General features: G+C 34.7%; 19 protein-coding genes. 12 read left to right on the top strand and 7 right to left on the bottom strand.

The features are described from left to right. Positions 1 to 74 precede the first annotated feature (74 nt). The 3 genes from RT037_RS13110 to RT037_RS13100 all read left to right on the top strand — a co-directional run bounded on the left by RT037_RS13110 (position 75) and on the right by RT037_RS13100 (position 2,435). A complete protein-coding gene (locus tag RT037_RS13110) occupies positions 75 to 767 on the top strand; it encodes an NAD-dependent deacylase (protein WP_313032127.1) in 693 nt (230 codons plus the stop codon). Between the two features lie 212 nt (positions 768 to 979). Next, positions 980 to 1,855, top strand: coding sequence for a polysaccharide deacetylase family protein (locus RT037_RS13105; RefSeq protein WP_313032124.1), 876 nt, complete (start codon positions 980 to 982; stop codon positions 1,853 to 1,855). Positions 1,856 to 2,081: 226 nt separating this feature from the next. After that, entirely contained in the window at positions 2,082 to 2,435 is a 354-nt protein-coding gene (locus RT037_RS13100; protein WP_313032120.1) for a TlpA disulfide reductase family protein, read from the top strand. 262 nt (positions 2,436 to 2,697) lie between these two features. Here the strand turns inward: RT037_RS13100 and RT037_RS13095 are convergent, their stop codons facing one another. Beyond that, positions 2,698 to 3,147, bottom strand: coding sequence for a GNAT family N-acetyltransferase (locus tag RT037_RS13095; protein ID WP_313032119.1), 450 nt, complete (start codon positions 3,145 to 3,147; stop codon positions 2,698 to 2,700). An 89-nt stretch (positions 3,148 to 3,236) separates the two neighbouring features. On the opposite strand from RT037_RS13095, the gene RT037_RS13090 reads away from it, so the two are divergent. From RT037_RS13090 to RT037_RS13060, 7 genes are all read left to right on the top strand, one after another. After that, positions 3,237 to 3,614, top strand: coding sequence for a BlaI/MecI/CopY family transcriptional regulator (locus RT037_RS13090; RefSeq protein WP_312324102.1), 378 nt, complete (start codon positions 3,237 to 3,239; stop codon positions 3,612 to 3,614). Beyond that, positions 3,611 to 3,886, top strand: coding sequence for a hypothetical protein (locus RT037_RS13085; protein ID WP_313032115.1), 276 nt, complete (start codon positions 3,611 to 3,613; stop codon positions 3,884 to 3,886). The genes RT037_RS13090 and RT037_RS13085 overlap by 4 nt, the downstream gene beginning before the upstream one ends. A gap of 29 nt (positions 3,887 to 3,915) precedes the next feature. Then, the gene (locus RT037_RS13080; protein ID WP_313032113.1) at positions 3,916 to 5,010 is read left to right on the top strand and encodes a M56 family metallopeptidase; all 1,095 of its coding nucleotides are present in this window, start codon (positions 3,916 to 3,918) and stop codon (positions 5,008 to 5,010) included. A gap of 91 nt (positions 5,011 to 5,101) precedes the next feature. Continuing rightward, on the top strand, positions 5,102 to 5,761 hold the full coding sequence (locus tag RT037_RS13075) for a 3-oxoacid CoA-transferase subunit B (RefSeq protein ID WP_079668331.1): 660 nt from the start codon (positions 5,102 to 5,104) through the stop codon (positions 5,759 to 5,761). Between the two features lie 20 nt (positions 5,762 to 5,781). Then, the gene (locus RT037_RS13070; RefSeq protein WP_313032110.1) at positions 5,782 to 6,267 is read left to right on the top strand and encodes an acetyl-CoA carboxylase biotin carboxyl carrier protein subunit; all 486 of its coding nucleotides are present in this window, start codon (positions 5,782 to 5,784) and stop codon (positions 6,265 to 6,267) included. Positions 6,268 to 6,281: 14 nt separating this feature from the next. Then, on the top strand, positions 6,282 to 7,727 hold the full coding sequence (gene accC / locus RT037_RS13065) for an acetyl-CoA carboxylase biotin carboxylase subunit (protein ID WP_313032107.1): 1,446 nt from the start codon (positions 6,282 to 6,284) through the stop codon (positions 7,725 to 7,727). 8 nt (positions 7,728 to 7,735) lie between these two features. Beyond that, on the top strand, positions 7,736 to 9,277 hold the full coding sequence (locus tag RT037_RS13060; protein WP_312323939.1) for an acyl-CoA carboxylase subunit beta: 1,542 nt from the start codon (positions 7,736 to 7,738) through the stop codon (positions 9,275 to 9,277). Positions 9,278 to 9,330: 53 nt separating this feature from the next. Here the strand turns inward: RT037_RS13060 and RT037_RS13055 are convergent, their stop codons facing one another. Beyond that, on the bottom strand, positions 9,331 to 9,921 hold the full coding sequence (locus RT037_RS13055; protein WP_079667978.1) for a Crp/Fnr family transcriptional regulator: 591 nt from the start codon (positions 9,919 to 9,921) through the stop codon (positions 9,331 to 9,333). Between the two features lie 170 nt (positions 9,922 to 10,091). Between RT037_RS13055 and pncA the strand changes: the two genes are divergently transcribed. Further along, positions 10,092 to 10,697 carry a bifunctional nicotinamidase/pyrazinamidase gene (gene pncA, locus RT037_RS13050; RefSeq protein ID WP_313032104.1) on the top strand — a complete coding sequence of 202 codons (606 nt, stop codon included), beginning with the start codon at positions 10,092 to 10,094 and terminating at the stop codon, positions 10,695 to 10,697. A gap of 91 nt (positions 10,698 to 10,788) precedes the next feature. After that, the gene (locus RT037_RS13045) at positions 10,789 to 11,343 is read left to right on the top strand and encodes a hypothetical protein (protein WP_313032102.1); all 555 of its coding nucleotides are present in this window, start codon (positions 10,789 to 10,791) and stop codon (positions 11,341 to 11,343) included. A gap of 52 nt (positions 11,344 to 11,395) precedes the next feature. On the opposite strand, the gene RT037_RS13040 is transcribed toward RT037_RS13045, so the two are convergent. The 5 genes from RT037_RS13040 to RT037_RS13020 form a co-directional block, all read right to left on the bottom strand. Then, positions 11,396 to 12,424, bottom strand: a complete 1,029-nt coding sequence (locus RT037_RS13040) for a pseudouridine synthase (protein ID WP_313032099.1) — start codon at positions 12,422 to 12,424, stop codon at positions 11,396 to 11,398. 64 nt (positions 12,425 to 12,488) lie between these two features. Then, a complete protein-coding gene (locus RT037_RS13035; RefSeq protein ID WP_313032098.1) occupies positions 12,489 to 13,412 on the bottom strand; it encodes a UbiA family prenyltransferase in 924 nt (307 codons plus the stop codon). A gap of 6 nt (positions 13,413 to 13,418) precedes the next feature. Beyond that, complete coding sequence (locus tag RT037_RS13030) at positions 13,419 to 14,348, bottom strand: mevalonate kinase (protein ID WP_313032095.1); 930 nt, start codon at positions 14,346 to 14,348, stop codon at positions 13,419 to 13,421. Positions 14,349 to 14,443: 95 nt separating this feature from the next. Then, entirely contained in the window at positions 14,444 to 15,880 is a 1,437-nt protein-coding gene (locus tag RT037_RS13025; protein WP_312324007.1) for an MFS transporter, read from the bottom strand. 93 nt (positions 15,881 to 15,973) lie between these two features. After that, a complete protein-coding gene (locus RT037_RS13020; RefSeq protein ID WP_313032093.1) occupies positions 15,974 to 17,374 on the bottom strand; it encodes an alanine/glycine:cation symporter family protein in 1,401 nt (466 codons plus the stop codon). Between the last annotated feature and the right edge of the window lie 138 nt (positions 17,375 to 17,512).

The following is a 17,512-nucleotide window of genomic DNA, read 5'->3' as shown; positions in this document are numbered from 1 at the left end:
TTTTGCTAATAACTTTAGGGTTATAAAATGTCCGGTTTTTGGGGAGACTTACAAAACCAAATGAAAATCTTGATATGAAAAAGAAACTTGTGGTTTTATCGGGTGCTGGGATTAGTGCAGAAAGCGGAATTTCGACTTTTAGAGATTCGAATGGTTTTTGGGAAAATCATCGTATTGAAGATGTGGCGTCGCCCGAAGGTTTTGAAAGAAATCCAGAATTAGTTTTGGAATTTTACAACCTTAGACGCCGACAATTAAAAGATGTAAAACCAAATCGAGCGCATGAAATTTTAGCAGAACTAGAAAGAGATTTTGATGTTCATATCATCACACAAAATGTAGACGACTTGCATGAACGCGCAGGCTCTACAAAGGTGACGCATCTTCATGGTGAACTCTGCAAAGTGCGACCTGTAAATTCGGAAAGCGACGCAATTCTTTGGGAAGACGACCTTAATCTTGGAGATTTGGACGAAAACGGAATACAATTGCGACCTCACATTGTTTGGTTTGGCGAGATGGTTACTGAGATGCAAAATGCTGCCGAAATTGCTTCGGAAGCGGATTTATTTCTGGTTATCGGGACCTCTATGCAAGTTTATCCGGCAGCAGGTTTAGTGCATGATGTTCCTACAAATGCTGAGATTTTTGTAATTGATCCCAATTTAGATTTTTCGATGTTTAGAAATAAAGAAAACTGTTTTAAAAGCTCTGCAACAGAAGGTATGCAAAAACTTCAAGATATTTTAAAATCAAAGTTTCTGTAAAATTTTTATTCAGATTTTTCTAAACACTTTCATCAATTTTAAATTAATTATTCAAGATAAAATGACTTCCAAAAATTTAAAAATGTTAAAGTTTTAATTTGGACTAAACTTTAACATTTTAATTTAAAAAAAATAAAAACTCGGCATCACATTTGATGGGAATTAAATTGGAAAAATTTAACATTTCTTTAACTTAATTCCTTTCCAATTTTATGAAAACATTTTTTGAAGAAAAGCTTAATACATCGGCTTTTCTTGGGACGCTTGCATTAATTTCGGCAACGTCATTTCTTTTGGTTGGTTGTGATAAAACGACAGAACGCATCGACGCAAAAACCACCGAACAACCCCAAAAGAAACCCGTCTCAAAAATTGTTATTAAAGTTGATGAAACTACCGGAACAATCAGCGACAACAAGCGGATTATCTATTTAACTTTTGACGATGGACCAAATCGTGGAACCGAAAATCTTTTGAAAATTTTGCATAAAAGAAATGTTGTGGCAACTACTTTCGTTGTAGGTAAACACGTTAATGGAAGTGCTAAACAGAAAAAAGACTTTGCAGATTTGCAAAAAGATTCTTTAATGGAAATCGCTAATCACAGTTTTAGTCACGCAGATAATCACTATTCGGAGTTTTACAAAAACCCAGAAAAAGTCGTTGAAGATTTCGATTCGGCGCAGGTTATTTTGGGTTTAAATAATAAAATTGCAAGAACACCTGGACGTAATATTTGGCGACTTAATAACATAAATGTTACTGATATTTCTGCTTCAAAACTTGCTGCCAATCAACTACAAATTGCGGGTTACAAACTGGTTGGTTGGGATCTAGAATGGCGTCCTACCGCAAAAATGTCATTAAAAGGAAATCACCAACAGATGATGAAAAAAGTCGACAGTATTTTTTTGAATGATTTAGAGAAAACGTCTAGACATTTGGTGTTTTTGACGCACGATCAATATTTGACGGATGACGAATCGCTTGCAGAATTGGATGAGTTCATCAATGTTTTGCAAAAATCAAATCGTTTTGAATTCCGAAAAATTTCTGAATATCCGAAAATTAATGAGATTCTGAATTAAATCGCTTTACAAATAAAATCAAAATCCTCTTAAATATTGAGCGGATTTTTTATTAATTTTAAAACAGTTTTCATATTTATATAAGCCAATCGATGAACATTTTAGATAAAATGATTTCTGCAAATATTTTCAAAAATGAAATCATTTTGAAACGAAATGAGCTTTTGAAAACTGAAAATAGCATTGATTCTAATATTTATTTTCTTAAAAAAAATCTGAATTCTTAATGCCAGAAGCAATATTTGGAACAATTTGTATTTTTATACAATTTGCTGGATTCAATATTGGCAGCGTTCATACCGGTAAAACTAAAAATGATTTGCGACCCGAAAAAATTAACACGTTTGAAAACAGTGATTTTCAAAACGAAATCTTAAACTCTGACAAATTAACCTGCATCAATATATGGGCAACTTGGTGCGTCCCATCTGTTGAAGAAATGCCAGAATTAAACAAAATAAAAGCAGAATTTGAGGGTAAAAATGTGCAATTTGCTTCATTATCAGTTGATACCGATTCGGCGAAACTTCAGAAATTTATTGATTCTAAAAAAATTTCATTTCGAAGATTTAACGCTTAAAAATATAAAGTATAAAAATGCGATATTAAACTTTCTAGACAAAAAACCTCTTAATTTCGAGAATACAACACAAGCAATTCCTTTAACTTATCTTGTTAAAAACGGGAAAGTTATCCATAAAATTACAGGCGGAACCTACGCTACAGAATTGCGAAATTTAATTAATGATAATTTGTAAAAACGCGGCGATTAAACTTGTCTACTAAAAGTTTTCATTTACTAAAAAATAGAAAAAGTTTCAACATTTGTTGAAACTTTTTTGTTATGGTTCGTAGGTCATAATGCTACGTTTATGCATTTTGAAGCCTAGTTTTTGATAAAGATGAATCGCGCGTTCGTTATGATTTTCGATTTCGAGGAACATCATTTTCAGATTTTGTTTCTGTGCAAATTCCTGCGCAAAAGTCACCGCTTTGCCGCCATATTTTTTGCCTTGTGCTTCAGGTTTTATATACAATTCGTCCAGAAAACACATCATTCCACCAAATTCAAACGAAAATAAATAATTAAGAATCATGTAACCAACAACTTCTTTTTCTTCATTTTTTAAAATAAAACATTGACCAAGATTTGGACTTTCAACAAAAATTTCAAAATTTTTACGCGTCGTTTCGGTGTCAAAAGGATAACCATCAATTTCATAAAAGTCTTTCATCATCGGCATTACCAAGCTTATTTCGTCAAGATCAAGTTTGTCTATTTTCAAATCCATTTCATAATTTTTTCACAAAGTTAGGCATTAAATATTTGGTCATTCAAAATTTAATTCTACATTTATAGAGTTAGATAATTATTTGTAGAATGAAAATTAAATTAACCGAAGCAGAAAAAGAAGTTATGCAAGTCCTTTGGGAAAAAGAGAAAGCCTTTATGAAAGATATTATCGATGCTTATCCTGATCCGAAACCTGCAACAACAACCATCGCAACTTTGCTAAAAAGGATGCAAAACAAAGATTTTGTTGGCTACGAATTGTTTGGAAATTCGCGGGAATATTTTCCTAAAATTGAAAAAGAGCACTATTTTTCTTCTGAAATGAAAAGCATGATTCATAATTTTTTCGATAATTCTGTGAGTCAATTTGCATCATTTTTTACTCAAAACGCAAAGCTTAGTCAAAAAGAATTAAAAGAATTGCGCGACATGATTGATGAAAAACTTGAAAACCCAAAGTCATGATTCCGTTTTATCTAAAGTACGTTGCAGTAAGCAGTTTGCTGATTATTTTTTATTATTTGGTTTTAGAAAATCAAAAGAATCATCATTTCAAAAGGTTCTTTTTATTGGCAAGTTTAGCTTTTAGTTTAGGGATTCCTTTTATGGAAATTCCTTTCGGAAGTTATTATGTTAAAGCCTCGACTTTTAATCTTGGACAAGAAGCTATCCAATCTCAGATTATTGAGGAAGCGCCAAAATTCGATATTTCTCAATTTTTTTCTATCTATATTTAATGATTGTCGGGATTTTAATTCTAAAATTAATGTTCCAAATCGGACAAATTTTATTTAAAAAAGTAAAAGCAAAAAATATAGTTTTTAAAACTTATAAAATTTCGCTTTTAGAAGAAAATATAATCGCTTTCAGCTTTTTAAATACGATCTACGTCAATCGAGAACGTTTTGAAAATAATAACATAGATGACAGCATTCTCGTACACGAACAGACGCATATTAAGCAAAAACATAGTTATGATATTTTATTAATTGAATTTTTAAAAGCTTTGTTTTGGTTAAATCCTGCGTTATATTTTTTCAAAAATGCTATTACAACCAACCATGAATTTTTGGATGACGATGCTGTTTTAAAACAAAAATCATTAAAAGATTATCAAGAAATAATTTATCAAGAAGTTTCTAATCATTTTTTCCAACTGACACAAACATTTAAACGAAATAATAACACCAAAAAAAGATTTATTATGATGAATACCAAAAAAAGCAATAAAATGGGCTTTCGTATTTTCGGATCTGTTCTATTTACTTGTGGCGTGGCATTTCTCTTTGCCGAAAAAGTTAAAACGCCAATTGCAATTAATGATTCGGTTTTAGAAAAGAATACTCAACAGAAAGTTGATGGTTTAGCACAAAGTAATACAACAGAATTTCAAACTTCTAAACCTACGATTGCAGATAAAGTTAGCGATACAATAAAACGTAAAAACGAACTGGAATCTTCAAAAATCACTGGTAACGCTTCAAAATCTGAATCCACAGAAGTAGAAAAACCTGCAGAATACCCAGGCGGAATTGGTCAGCTGAGACGCGATTTAGCAATGGAAATCAACACATTTTCTTTTGAAAACATGAAGGGATTTTTAAAAACAGAAAGCATGATTAAGATAGATTCGGAAGGGAAATTTGTTGCTGTTACAACCACTGGTGAAAATCAAAACTTTAACAAAGAGGTTGAAAGAGCACTTAATAAAATTCTTCAAAACGTAACTTGGGAACCAGCAAAAAAAGATGGTAAAAGCATTACTTCATATTACAAGCTACCAGTCGTGATGCAATTTGCAGAAGATGGAAAAACGCCTCCTCCACCTCCACCGCCATCTCATCCAAGAAAATCAAAATAACAAAAAAGAGCCAAATGAGGCTCTTTTTTCATTTTTAAAGCCTATCGAAAGCAAAAAAATCTTAACTTTAAAGCATAATAATTCGTAAATAATGAGTCTTACAAAAGAGCAAATTGCCCAGCGTATAGCAAAGGAAATCAAGAATAATTCGTATGTTAATTTAGGAATTGGTATTCCAACTTTGGTTGCCAACTATATTCCAGAAGGGATAAATGTCGTGCTACAATCCGAAAATGGACTTCTTGGTATGGGACCTTTCCCCATCGAAGGCGAAGAAGATCCAGATCTTATCAATGCCGGAAAACAAACTATTACAACTTTACCAGGTTCTGCAGTTTTTGACTCCGCGATGAGTTTTGGGATGATCCGTGCACAAAAAGTAGATTTAACAATACTTGGCGCAATGGAAGTTTCAGAAAACGGAGATATCGCCAACTGGAAAATTCCTGGCAAAATGGTAAAAGGTATGGGCGGCGCAATGGATTTGGTAGCTTCTGCGAAGAACATTATTGTAGCGATGCAACAAGTTAACAAACATGGAGAAAGCAAGTTGTTATCAGAATGTACTTTGCCTTTAACTGGTGTTAAATGCATTAAAAAAATCGTTACCGAATTGGGCGTTTACGAGGTTTTACCAGAAGGCGGTTTCCGACTTTTAGAAAGAGCGCCAGGCGTTAGTGTTGATGACATCAAAAAAGCAACTGCTGGTAAGTTAATTGCCGACGAGAATGCTCCTGAAATGACATTTTAAATAAATCCATATAAAAATCAATGGGAAAATCTTTTAATGCTTCTGTTAATAAAAGTTACGACTTCAGTTTGACAGAAGACCAAATCCATGCAATTGATGCTGTGACTTTGGATAACGAAAATTATCACATCCTTCATCAAAACAAATCTTACCAAGCCGAAGTTGTTGATGCCGATTTTAATCAAAAAAAATATACGGTTTCTGTTAACAACAATCTTTATGAAGTTGATATCCAAAATGATTTGGACAAGTTGATTAAAAAAATGGGCTTCGAAGTTGGAAAATCAAAACAAGTTAATGCGATTAAAGCGCCAATGCCAGGACTTATTTTAGAAATTTCTGTTGCGGTTGGGCAAGAAGTTAACGAAGGCGATAGTCTTCTGATTCTTGAAGCGATGAAAATGGAAAACAGCTTCTACTCACCGAGACAAGGTGTTATTAAATCGATCGCTGTAGAAAAAGGTCAAGCGGTTGACAAAGGACAATTATTAATCGAATTCGAATAAAATCTAATCATAAAATGAAAAAAATACTCGTAGCAAATCGAGGAGAAATAGCATTAAGAGTGATGAAAACAGCTAAGAAAATGGGTATTAAAACCGTTGCTGTTTTCTCTGTTGCAGATAGAGAATCTCCTCATGTTAAATTTGCTGACGAAGCGGTTTGCATTGGTGAAGCGCCTTCTAATCAGTCTTATTTATTAGGCGATAAAATCATTGAAGTTTGTAAGGAATTAGGTGTTGACGGGATCCATCCTGGTTATGGCTTCTTGTCAGAAAATGCTGAATTTGCGGAAAAGGCCGAAGCTAATAATATTACATTTATCGGTCCACGTTCTAATGCGATCCATATTATGGGAAGTAAGTTGGCTGCTAAAGAAGCCGTTAAAGCTTATGATATCCCGATGGTTCCTGGTCTTGACGAAGCCATCACCGATGTTGAAAAAGCTAAAAAAGTTGCCGTTGAAATTGGTTTTCCAATTTTGATTAAAGCTTCTGCTGGTGGTGGTGGAAAAGGGATGCGTGTTGTAGAAAACGAAGGCGAATTTGAGTCTCAAATGCAACGTGCTATTTCCGAAGCGACTTCAGCTTTTGGTGACGGATCTGTATTTATCGAAAAATATGTTGGTTCTCCAAAGCATATCGAAATCCAAGTTATGGCAGACGATCATGGCAATATTCTTTATTTATTCGAGAGAGAATGTTCTGTACAACGTCGCCACCAAAAGGTTGTTGAAGAAGCGCCATCTGCGGTTTTAACACCAGAAATTAGAAAAGCTATGGGAGAAGCTGCGGTTAAAGTGGCTAAATCTTGTGATTATCTAGGCGCTGGTACTGTTGAATTCCTTTTGGATGAAAACAAAAACTTCTATTTCCTAGAGATGAATACGCGTCTACAAGTGGAACATCCCGTAACCGAAATGATTACAGGAATGGATTTGGTAGAATTACAAATTCGTGTTGCTCGTGGTGAAGCTTTACCAATAAAACAAGAAGATTTAAAAATTGATGGTCACGCACTAGAACTTCGTGTTTATGCAGAAGATCCATTGAATGATTTCTTACCAAGCGTTGGAACTTTGACAACTTATCGACCGCCAGTTGGTGAAGGTATTCGTGTGGATGATGGTTTTGCGGAAGGCATGGATGTTCCAATTTATTATGATCCAATGCTTTCAAAATTAATCGTTCATGGTAAAGACCGTAACGAAGCGATTGAAAAAATGCTAGAAGCAATCCAAGATTACAAAGTTGAAGGTGTTAGCACGACTCTGCCTTTCGGTAGTTTTGTGTTCGATCATGAAGCTTTCCGTTCCGGAAATTTTGATACTAATTTTGTTAAAAAATATTACAGTCCAGAAATTATTGTAGAAAACCAAGCTAAAGAAGCCGAAGTTGCAGCATTAATCGCTTTGAAAAAATATCTTGAGGATCAAAAATTATTGCGTGTTCCTAATCAATTCTAAATCAAATCATGGAAAATAAAATAGACCTTTTAAATAAAAAAATAGCGGAGTCTAAACTGGGCGGTGGCGAAAAAAGAATTGCAACGCAACACGCTAAGAAAAAACTAACCGCAAGAGAACGTATCGAATATTTCTTTGACGAAGGCTCTTTTGAAGAAATTGGCGCTTTCATCACACACCGTACCAAGGATTTTGGGATGGATAAAGAATATTATCTTGGCGATGGTGTTATAACAGGTTACGGAACGGTTAACGGTCGCTTGACTTATGCTTTCGCTCAAGATTTTACGGTATTCGGAGGAGCTTTGTCTGAGACGCATGCAGAGAAAATTTGCAAAGTGATGGATATGGCAGTTAAAGTTGGTGCGCCGATGGTTGGTCTTAATGACTCTGGAGGTGCGCGTATCCAAGAAGGTGTAAGATCATTGGGTGGTTATGCAGATATTTTCTTTAGAAATGTACAAGCTTCTGGTGTTATTCCTCAGATTTCTGCCATTATGGGACCTTGCGCTGGTGGTGCGGTATATTCTCCAGCGATGACGGATTTCACAATGATGGTGGAGAACACGTCTTATATGTTCGTAACAGGACCTAACGTTGTTAAAACAGTAACCAACGAAACGGTAACTTCCGAAGAATTGGGCGGTGCTTCAACGCATTCTACAAAGTCTGGTGTTGCACATACAACTTCCTCTAACGATGTTGAATGTCTTGAAGATGTAAAAACTTTATTAAGCTATCTTCCTCAAAATAATCAAGAATTAACTCAACAATTACCATACGATATTGGTAACGAACTTCGTGAAGATCTTAAGAACATTATTCCAGATAATGCCAACAAGCCTTATGATATGCACGATGTTATCAATCATTTAATTGATGAAGATTCGTTCTTTGAAATTCATAAAAATTATGCTGAAAACATCGTTGTAGGTTTTGCAAGAATTGCTGGTAGAAGTATTGGTATCGTGGCTAATAATCCAATGTTCTTGGCTGGTTGTCTAGATGTTAATTCGTCTATTAAAGCGGCGAGATTTACACGTTTTTGTGATGCTTTCAATATTCCTTTGTTAGTATTGGTTGACGTTCCTGGTTTCTTGCCTGGTACAGATCAAGAATGGAATGGTATCATCACGCATGGAGCAAAGTTACTTTACGCTTTATCAGAAGCAACTGTCCCGAAAGTAACGGTTATTACAAGAAAAGCTTATGGTGGCGCTTACGACGTTATGAACTCTAAACATATCGGCGCTGATATGAACTTCGCTTGGCCGTCTGCTGAGATTGCCGTAATGGGCGCTAAAGGAGCTTCTGAAATTATTTTTAAAAGAGAAATTTCGGAAGCGGCTGATCCTGCAGCAAAACTTGCTGAAAAAGAAGCAGAATATGCTGAGAAATTTGCAAATCCTTACACAGCGGCACAAAGAGGTTTTATCGATGAAGTTATTTTTCCCGAAGATACCCGTCGAAAACTAATAAAAGCTTTCGCGATGTTGGAAAACAAATTCGTTGAAAGACCAAACAGAAAACACGGTAACATCCCTTTATAACAAACAAAATCCTGAGTACAATGCTCAGGATTTTTTATTTATCTTAAAATATTTTAAACCTCGAAATTCTTCTTCGCAAGCTCTTTTCGTACACGACTAAGACTTTCTGGCGTAATCCCGAGATAAGAAGCCACCATCCATTGCGGAACACGGAGCATGATATTAGGATACTTTTTAAGAAAATCTAAGTAACGTTCTTCAGCTGTGGTACTTATCAAAGCATTAACTCTGTTTTGCAAGTTTTTGATATGGTTAAACATCAACACTTGATTTCTTTCTGCAACTTGTGGATGCAATTCTGCTAACTTAAACAAAAAATCATCTGCCATGACAACAACTTCAGAATCTTCAATAGCTTCTATATAAAAACGAGATTTCTCACTTAACATTTGACTAGTTGAGTCCGAAATAATCCAGCCTTCTGGCGCAAATTGGATCACATGCTCTTTCCCCAACTTATCGATAGAATACATTCTCAAAAGACCTTTCTCGACAAAATAACGATCATTATTCACCTCACCTTCTCGCACCAACACACTTCCTTTTTTAAAGAATTTGACATCGTAATGCGTCGAACATTGCGTTATGCTATCCTCAGGAATTTCAAGAATCTGCGAAAGATGTTTATGAAAATTATTTACCATTTCTGTCAATCTGTTTTATTTTTTAAAAATACTAATTCTTATTTAAATTCAATGCATGATTTTAAAATCAGAAACATGACAATTTGTACCATAGGAATAATTGGTATAATTGATGTAATAAGCTTTACAACTAAATTTGTTTAGTGTAAATTTGTATTAAATATTATCTTATGAAAAAAGCCCTTATAGTTGTTGATGTACAAAATGATTTTTGTGAAGGAGGAAGTCTTGCGGTGCCAGGCGCTAGCGAAATTATCCCTTTCATTAATACGTTGATGGAGAAAGGAAACTATGACGAAATTGTTTTTACCCAAGATTGGCATCCAGCAGAACACAAATCGTTTGCAAGTAACAACGACCGCCAAGTTGGTGAAACTATTATATTAAATAGCATCCCGCAGTTTATGTGGCCAGATCACTGTGTACAAGGGACTTTCGGCGCAGAGTTTCATAAAGATCTTAATGTCTCAAAAGCTACAAAAATTTTCCAGAAAGGTACACATCCTGACATTGACAGTTACAGTGGATTCCAAGATAACAATCATTTTTTGAAAACAGGATTAGAAGATTATCTTAAATATCACGATATTCAAATTGTGGAAATCGTTGGTTTAGCATTAGATTATTGCGTTAAATATACTTGCCTAGATGCGATGGAAGCAGGATTTGTCCCAATGTTACACTTCCAAGGGACAAGAGCTGTTAACGTAAAGCCTGATAGTGCAAAAAATACAATCTATGACTTATTACAACATCACGTAACCGTTGTTGGTTAAGAAGTTTTAGAACATAATAAATTATCAAAACTGCTTTATTCTAAGCAGTTTTTTTTATTTTTGTAACGAAAACATTTAAAACTATAAAACCATGAAAAAATTAGTGTATATGGCTACATTGTGTAGCGTATCATTTTTTAATGCTCAAAAATTTGAAGTTTCTGCTGGATATGGAACAGGATCTTTATTCGGAGGTGCAGACTCTATTCTAAAAGCTGTTGGTACAACGATTTTCAACGGCGAACCCGAAATGCCAAACAGTAATGGCGTTCTAACAGTTGCGCTAACGACTTATAACGAAAACATGAAGTGGCGTTATGGTCTAGAAGCCAATCTTGAATCTTTTAACGAAACTAAATCAAGCTACAGAAAACAATCTTATTTCTCCATTTTGCCTAAGGTTGATTATTTCTGGTCAGATGCCGATAATAAATGGCGCTTCTACTCAGGAGTTTCCGTTGGGGTTTTATTCCGAGATTTGGATTATGTGGATCCTTCGAAGAATGTTCAAAAAACAAACGATACTTTTTTAGCTTTTAACATTATGCCGATTGGTGTAAGATATGGCGGAAATTTCGGGGTTTTTATAGAGCCTAGCATTGGTACAAGAGGTTTTGTACAAGGCGGTTTTAATTATACGTTCTAAATTAAAACATAAGCAAAATAAAAAGAGAGCTAAAATTTAGCTCTCTTTTGTTTTATAACATTTTCAAATTGTTAACTTCTAGTTCGGTAAGGATTCTCCAATGTCCACGTTTGATGTTTTTCTTGGTAAGTCCAGCAAACATGACGCGGTCAAGTGATTCCACTTCATAACCTAACTTTTGGAAAATACGTCTCACAACACGATTCCATCCGATATGGATTTCGATACCGATTTCATTTTTAGGTTTTCCTTCGATGAAAGAAATGCTGTCAACTTCCGCAACACCTTCTTCTAATCGAATTCCGTCAGCAATCGATCTTAGATCTTCGATTGACAATTTTCTATCCAAAGTCACATGATAGATTTTCTTCATGTTAAATGATGGATGCGTCAATTTTTTCGTCATGTGACCATCATTTGTCAACAAGATAACACCCGTCGTTTGACGATCTAGACGACCAACTGGGAATAATCTGTATGGCGAAGCATTAGCTACAAGATCCATAACTGTTTTTCTAGCTTTGTCATCTTTAGTCGTTGAGATATAACCTTTTGGCTTGTTAAGCACAACATAGACAGGTTTTTCTGGTGTGATACTTTGTCCGTCAAACACAACTCGGTCCGTCTTCTGAACTTGGTAACCCATCTCTGTCACCACTTTTCCGTTAACTTCTACCAGTCCTTGTGTGATAAGATCATCCGCCTCTCTTCTACTACAAATCCCTGAATTTGCAATATATTTATTAAGTCGTATCGTTTCTTTTGGCGCTTTCGCTAACTTATCCAACTTTCTTCTTTGGATATAAGATTTAACACGTTCGCCTTCTTCTTCTGTTTTGTTAAAAGGTCTTCTTGGTCCGAATTTTCTCTCGCCGCCTTCGTATTTATCTCTAGAATCGAAGTCACGACCACGTGTCGTTTTTGGCTTTCTAAATTTGCCACCTCTTTCGAAAGAACCTCCTTCTCTAGATGTATTTTTTGAATCCCCTCTTGAGCCACGCGAATTTTCAGAAGACTTTCTCCCTCCAAAATTTCCGGTCTTTTTATTTCTGTCTGAAGAATTTCTATCGTTTCTGCTCATGTTTTAAAATTTTTGCAAAGATAGACTTTTTTAAGTCAATATAGAAAAGGCTTTTCGCAATCTATTATATAGCCCAACTAAATCTTGAATATATACCATCGAACAACATCGCTAAAATTCCAAAAAATATCCATAATTTAAGAACGCTTAATGTTGTCACCTTGTCATTATTATGATTTCTGAATAACCAAAAGATACTTAATATTAGCACGAAAAGTCCTATCGCAAAATACCAAGCCATGATGCTTTGTAGTCCAATACCTTTAATAATGATGAGCGATACAACAAAAGCCATCAAACAAAATACGATAATAACTTGCCTTGCAATTTTAGAACTAAATTGATTTGCAATCGTTTTGTAACCAAAAACTTTATCAGCATTTTTCGTTAAAAGATCTTTAGTCATGTCGATAATCATCAGCATTAAAAAAAGAAAAATTGCCATGAAAAAGACTTTCAAAGTAAAAGTTCTGTAATAAACCAACATACCGAAAAACGGATACATGGTCAAGCCAACAAATGTGAGATTATTTAAAAATAAAACTTTACTAATCTTATGACTGTAAAACCACATCAAAAATTGATAGACCAAAAAGAATACAAACACGCGCCAAGACTGTGTAAACGCAATTGTTAAACCTAAGGCATTGAGAAAAATATAGGCGTAAAGAAAATATTTTTGTTTTAAAAAAGATTGTATTCGGCTGCGAAAAGGTTTGGTTATTTGATCTTTTTCTCGGTCATAAAACTGATTAATAATTCCGCCAGCCAAAATACTTAAAACCGAACACAGAATAATTAAATGTGCGTGATAATCGAAGACAAAAGCACGAAAACTTTCTTCTCTGTTAAATAAGAAAAACGTCGAAACATACAGCGCAAACGTCAACAAAGCCACGAAAAAAAACCGTGCACCCAAAATAAAGCCCATCAATTGATTCAATCGATAGGCAAGATTTTTATGTCGTTTTTGTATGTTTTGACTCATACTTTATTAAAATCTGTAAATCACCTCTTTCTGAAATCCAGAAAGCATTTTTTCAGCTTTTTCGTAATCTTTTGTAAATCCTAAAATGTAGCCGCCACCGCCACTTCCACAAAGTTTAAGGTAATAAGCATTGCTATCAATTCCTTTTTTCCAAATGTTATAGATGCTTTCCGGAATCATCGGTTTGAAGTGGTCGTACGCCCAAACTGACAGTTTTTTCAAATTCTTGAAAAACGGATTCATATCTTTTTTAAGGAAAGCCTCAATACAAGCGTTGTTATAGCGGATAAACTCTTCTTTCATTGTTTTTCTGAAACCTTCAGTTTTCATTTTTTCAAAGAAAATCTGTATCATCGGTCCAGTTTCTCCAGTTATCCCCGAGTCGATCAAAAATACAGCACCTTTCCCTTCTGAAGTATGATCAGGAATGGCAACTTTGTCAAGATTCTCTTTGTTTTCGATAAGGATCGGAAGATTCATGTAACAAATCAAAGGATCCATCCCAGAGCTTTTACCATGGAAATAGCTTTCCATTTCACCAAAAATAGCTTTTAGTTTTTTAAGATTTTCTTTAGAAATGGTATCTGGACTAAGTTTTTCTGATGAATATTTTTCAAAAATTGCAGCAACCAAAGCACCAGAACTTCCAACGCCATAACCTTGCGGAATGTTAGAATCGAAGAATAATCCTTCTTTAATATCTTTTTTGAAAGCGTCGATATTTAACTTAAAATTACCGGGTAAGTTAAGTGTCGCCAAATAGTCAGCGTACTTTTGTAGGTGCTGGTTAGATTTTTTTTCGAACTCCGAAGCCAAATTCGAGAACTTCAAAGTTCCTTTATAAAAGCTGTACGGAACGACAAGCCCTTGCGAGTTTTCGATCATTCCATATTCTCCGAAAAGAATAATTTTAGCATAAAATAAAGGGTTGGTCATTGTTTATTTTTTTGTGTTTTGTAATGCAAATTTACAAAATATTTTCTATTGCGTTATCTGCAAATTAAATGCCGAAATTTTAAGTATTATTAATATTATAAATTAGCTTTGTTATTGTTGGCATTTACTTTTAAAAAACGAATTAAAACTAAACCAATTGCAAAGAAAACCGTCATGGACAATGCCGCATAACGCATATTATTAAAATGCTCGATTAATGTAGCAAAAATGAAAGTTCCTAAAATAATCGCCAATTTTTCTAAAACATCATAGAAACTGAAATAAGTTGTGTTTTCCATGCCGTCTTGTGGTAACAATTTAGAATATGTCGATCTCGACATTGCTTGTAGACCGCCCATTACTAGACCAACAATTGCAGCCACACCATAGAATTGATATTCAACATTTGGGTTTTCTTTATTAAGATAATACGCTGAAAGACAAGCTACAATCCACAAAACAATACAAATCGAAATAACATTTTTGTTACCTATTTTTCTTGATAAACGTGAGAATGCAATCGCACCAATAATCGCTTCAATCTGAATAACCAAAAGCGTCATAATCAATTTGTCTTGAGCTAAATTAATTTCTGACTTACCAAACAAGGTTGCCATCAAGAAAATCGTCTGCATACCAACACTAAAGAAAAAGAAACTCGACAAGAAATACTTTAAGTTAGAATCTCTAAATAAATGATTACCAACCTTAAACAACTCTCTGAAACTCTCTTTAACAATATCAATATAGAAAGCAATATTCTTCTTTAATACAAAGAAAAAACCGCCATTATTTTTATGACTTTTGAAAAGATTTTTATGATTTAATAATACTAAATCTTTAGGAAGTTGATCTTTAATATTCCCGAATTGTGGCAAATGTTTAAAAGTATATTGCGAAAAACCAAACCACCAAGCGCCTGTAAATAAGAAACTTATACGCGTGTAAAGTTTAGCTTGTTCGGCATTTTTCGCTAAAACTTGAATTAAAACCAGACAAATAATCACCAAAATTACTGATCCGATGTATCCGTAAACATAACCTTTTGCGGACAAAGCATCTTGTTTATCTGGCGTTGCAATATCTGGTAAAAACGAGTTATAAAACACCAAACTTCCCCAAAACCCGACACTGGCTGTAACACTAAATAAAAGTCCTAACCAAACGGTATTCATCCCTGTAAACATCGCTAATCCCATACAAGAAGTCGCGCCTAGATAACAGAAAAATTGTAAGAATGATTTCTTGTTACCAATCGTATCTGCCAACGATGACAAAATTGGCGACAACAAAACCACAATTGCAAAAGATAAGGTTAAAGAATAACCATAAACTGCGTCTGGCTGATAATCTCTCCCGAAAATATTGATCATGTGTCTAACGGGCACTTGTATTGTTTTTCCAGTTTCTTCAACATACTCACTTCTTTCGCTAGCGGTTGTTAAAATCGAATAATAAATAGGAAAAATCGTGGATGTAATTACTAAAGAATATACAGAATTGGCCCAGTCGTATAACGCCCAAGCCTTCATGATTTTTGGATTATTTTTGATACTCACGTTTTAAGATTTCAAATATGAGAACAAATATAAAATTAATGTTGAGAAATTAAACTTCTACAAGAATTAATTTTCTGTCATTTCTGGCGCAAGTGTTGGGTCTTTTCCTTCTTTTTTCTGTTTTTCATAATCTTTGAAAAGGAACATCGCCTTCTTCTGCATCAACAAAATCGCAATAATATTGAGCCAAGCCATTAATCCAACACCGATATCGCCAAGCATCCACGCACTTTCTGCTGTTTTGATGGTACCATAAAAAGCCGAAAACATAATCACAATTTGGAAAATTCTGATATATATTTTTTTGTTAGAATGTTTTTGAAGATAGCTAATATTGGTTTCTGCAATATAGTAATACGCCATGATCGTCGTGAATGCAAAGAAGAACAACGAAATAGCGACAAAAGCTTTCCCAATCGACGGAAAATGTTGCGCTACTGCAAACTGCGTAAAGTCCGCGCCCATTTTGACGTTCGGGATATTTTCAACAACAAAACCACCTGCAGGATTTTCGACATTATACATCCCAGTGAACAAAATCATCAAAGCTGTCGCCGTACAAACAAAAATCGTATCAACATAAACCGAAAAACCTTGTACTAAACCTTGCTTCATCGGGTGCGATACTTCGGCTGCCGCGGCGGCATGTGGTGCAGTCCCCTGTCCAGCTTCGTTACTGTAGATTCCACGTTTTACACCCCAAGCAATAGCCATCCCGATAATACCTCCAAAGGCAGAATCTATACCCAAGGCGGATTCAAAAATTAATTTAAAAACAGCTGGGACTTGTTGAAAATTAAGACCAATAATCACCAAAGACATAAGGATATAACCTCCTGCCATAAAAGGAACAACAAATTCTGCAACCGTGCTAATTCGTTTAACACCACCTATTATAATAATACCTAAAATAATTGCAACAGCAATACCTGTTATATACATCGGGATATCAAAGGCATTTTTGACTGCAACAGCAATACTATTACTTTGTACACCAGGCAAAAACAAACCACAACTAAAAACCGTTACCACCGCAAAGGCAATAGCATACCATTTTAGTTTTAGACCTTTTTCGATGTAGAAAGATGGACCACCACGATATTGTCCATCTTTAACAACTTTATAGTATTGTCCAAGTGAGGCTTCAACAATCGCAGACGCACTTCCAAGAAACGCAATAACCCACATCCAAAATATTGCGCCAGGTCCGCCCATGCCGATTGCTGTTGCCACGCCCGCAATATTCCCTGTGCCTACACGTCCAGAAATAGCTAACGCAAACGCCTGAAACGACGAAATTCCTTTTTCAGAAGCATTGCCTTTAAATAATAATTTCCACATTTCGCGGATATAACGAATCTGTGGAAAACGCATTCGTATCGAAAAAAAGATGCCTGAAAACAAACATAAAAATATTAAAGTGTTACTCCATACAATTCCATTGATAACTTTTAAGAATTCGTCCATAGCTTTTATTAGATAGTTGAAGCTTCTAAGATAGGTTTTTTATGATAAAGGTTGGAGAATTGACTTTCTTTATACCCGTTGTGCATTTTAAATGATACTTACTTTTAAGTTGTTAATGTTTCTGTTGAAGTATTCTTT

The sequence above is a fragment of the Soonwooa sp. genome (genome assembly GCF_032062245.1).
Lineage (GTDB): Bacteria > Bacteroidota > Bacteroidia > Flavobacteriales > Weeksellaceae > Soonwooa.
This window is presented reverse-complemented; position numbering and strand designations above follow the sequence as displayed.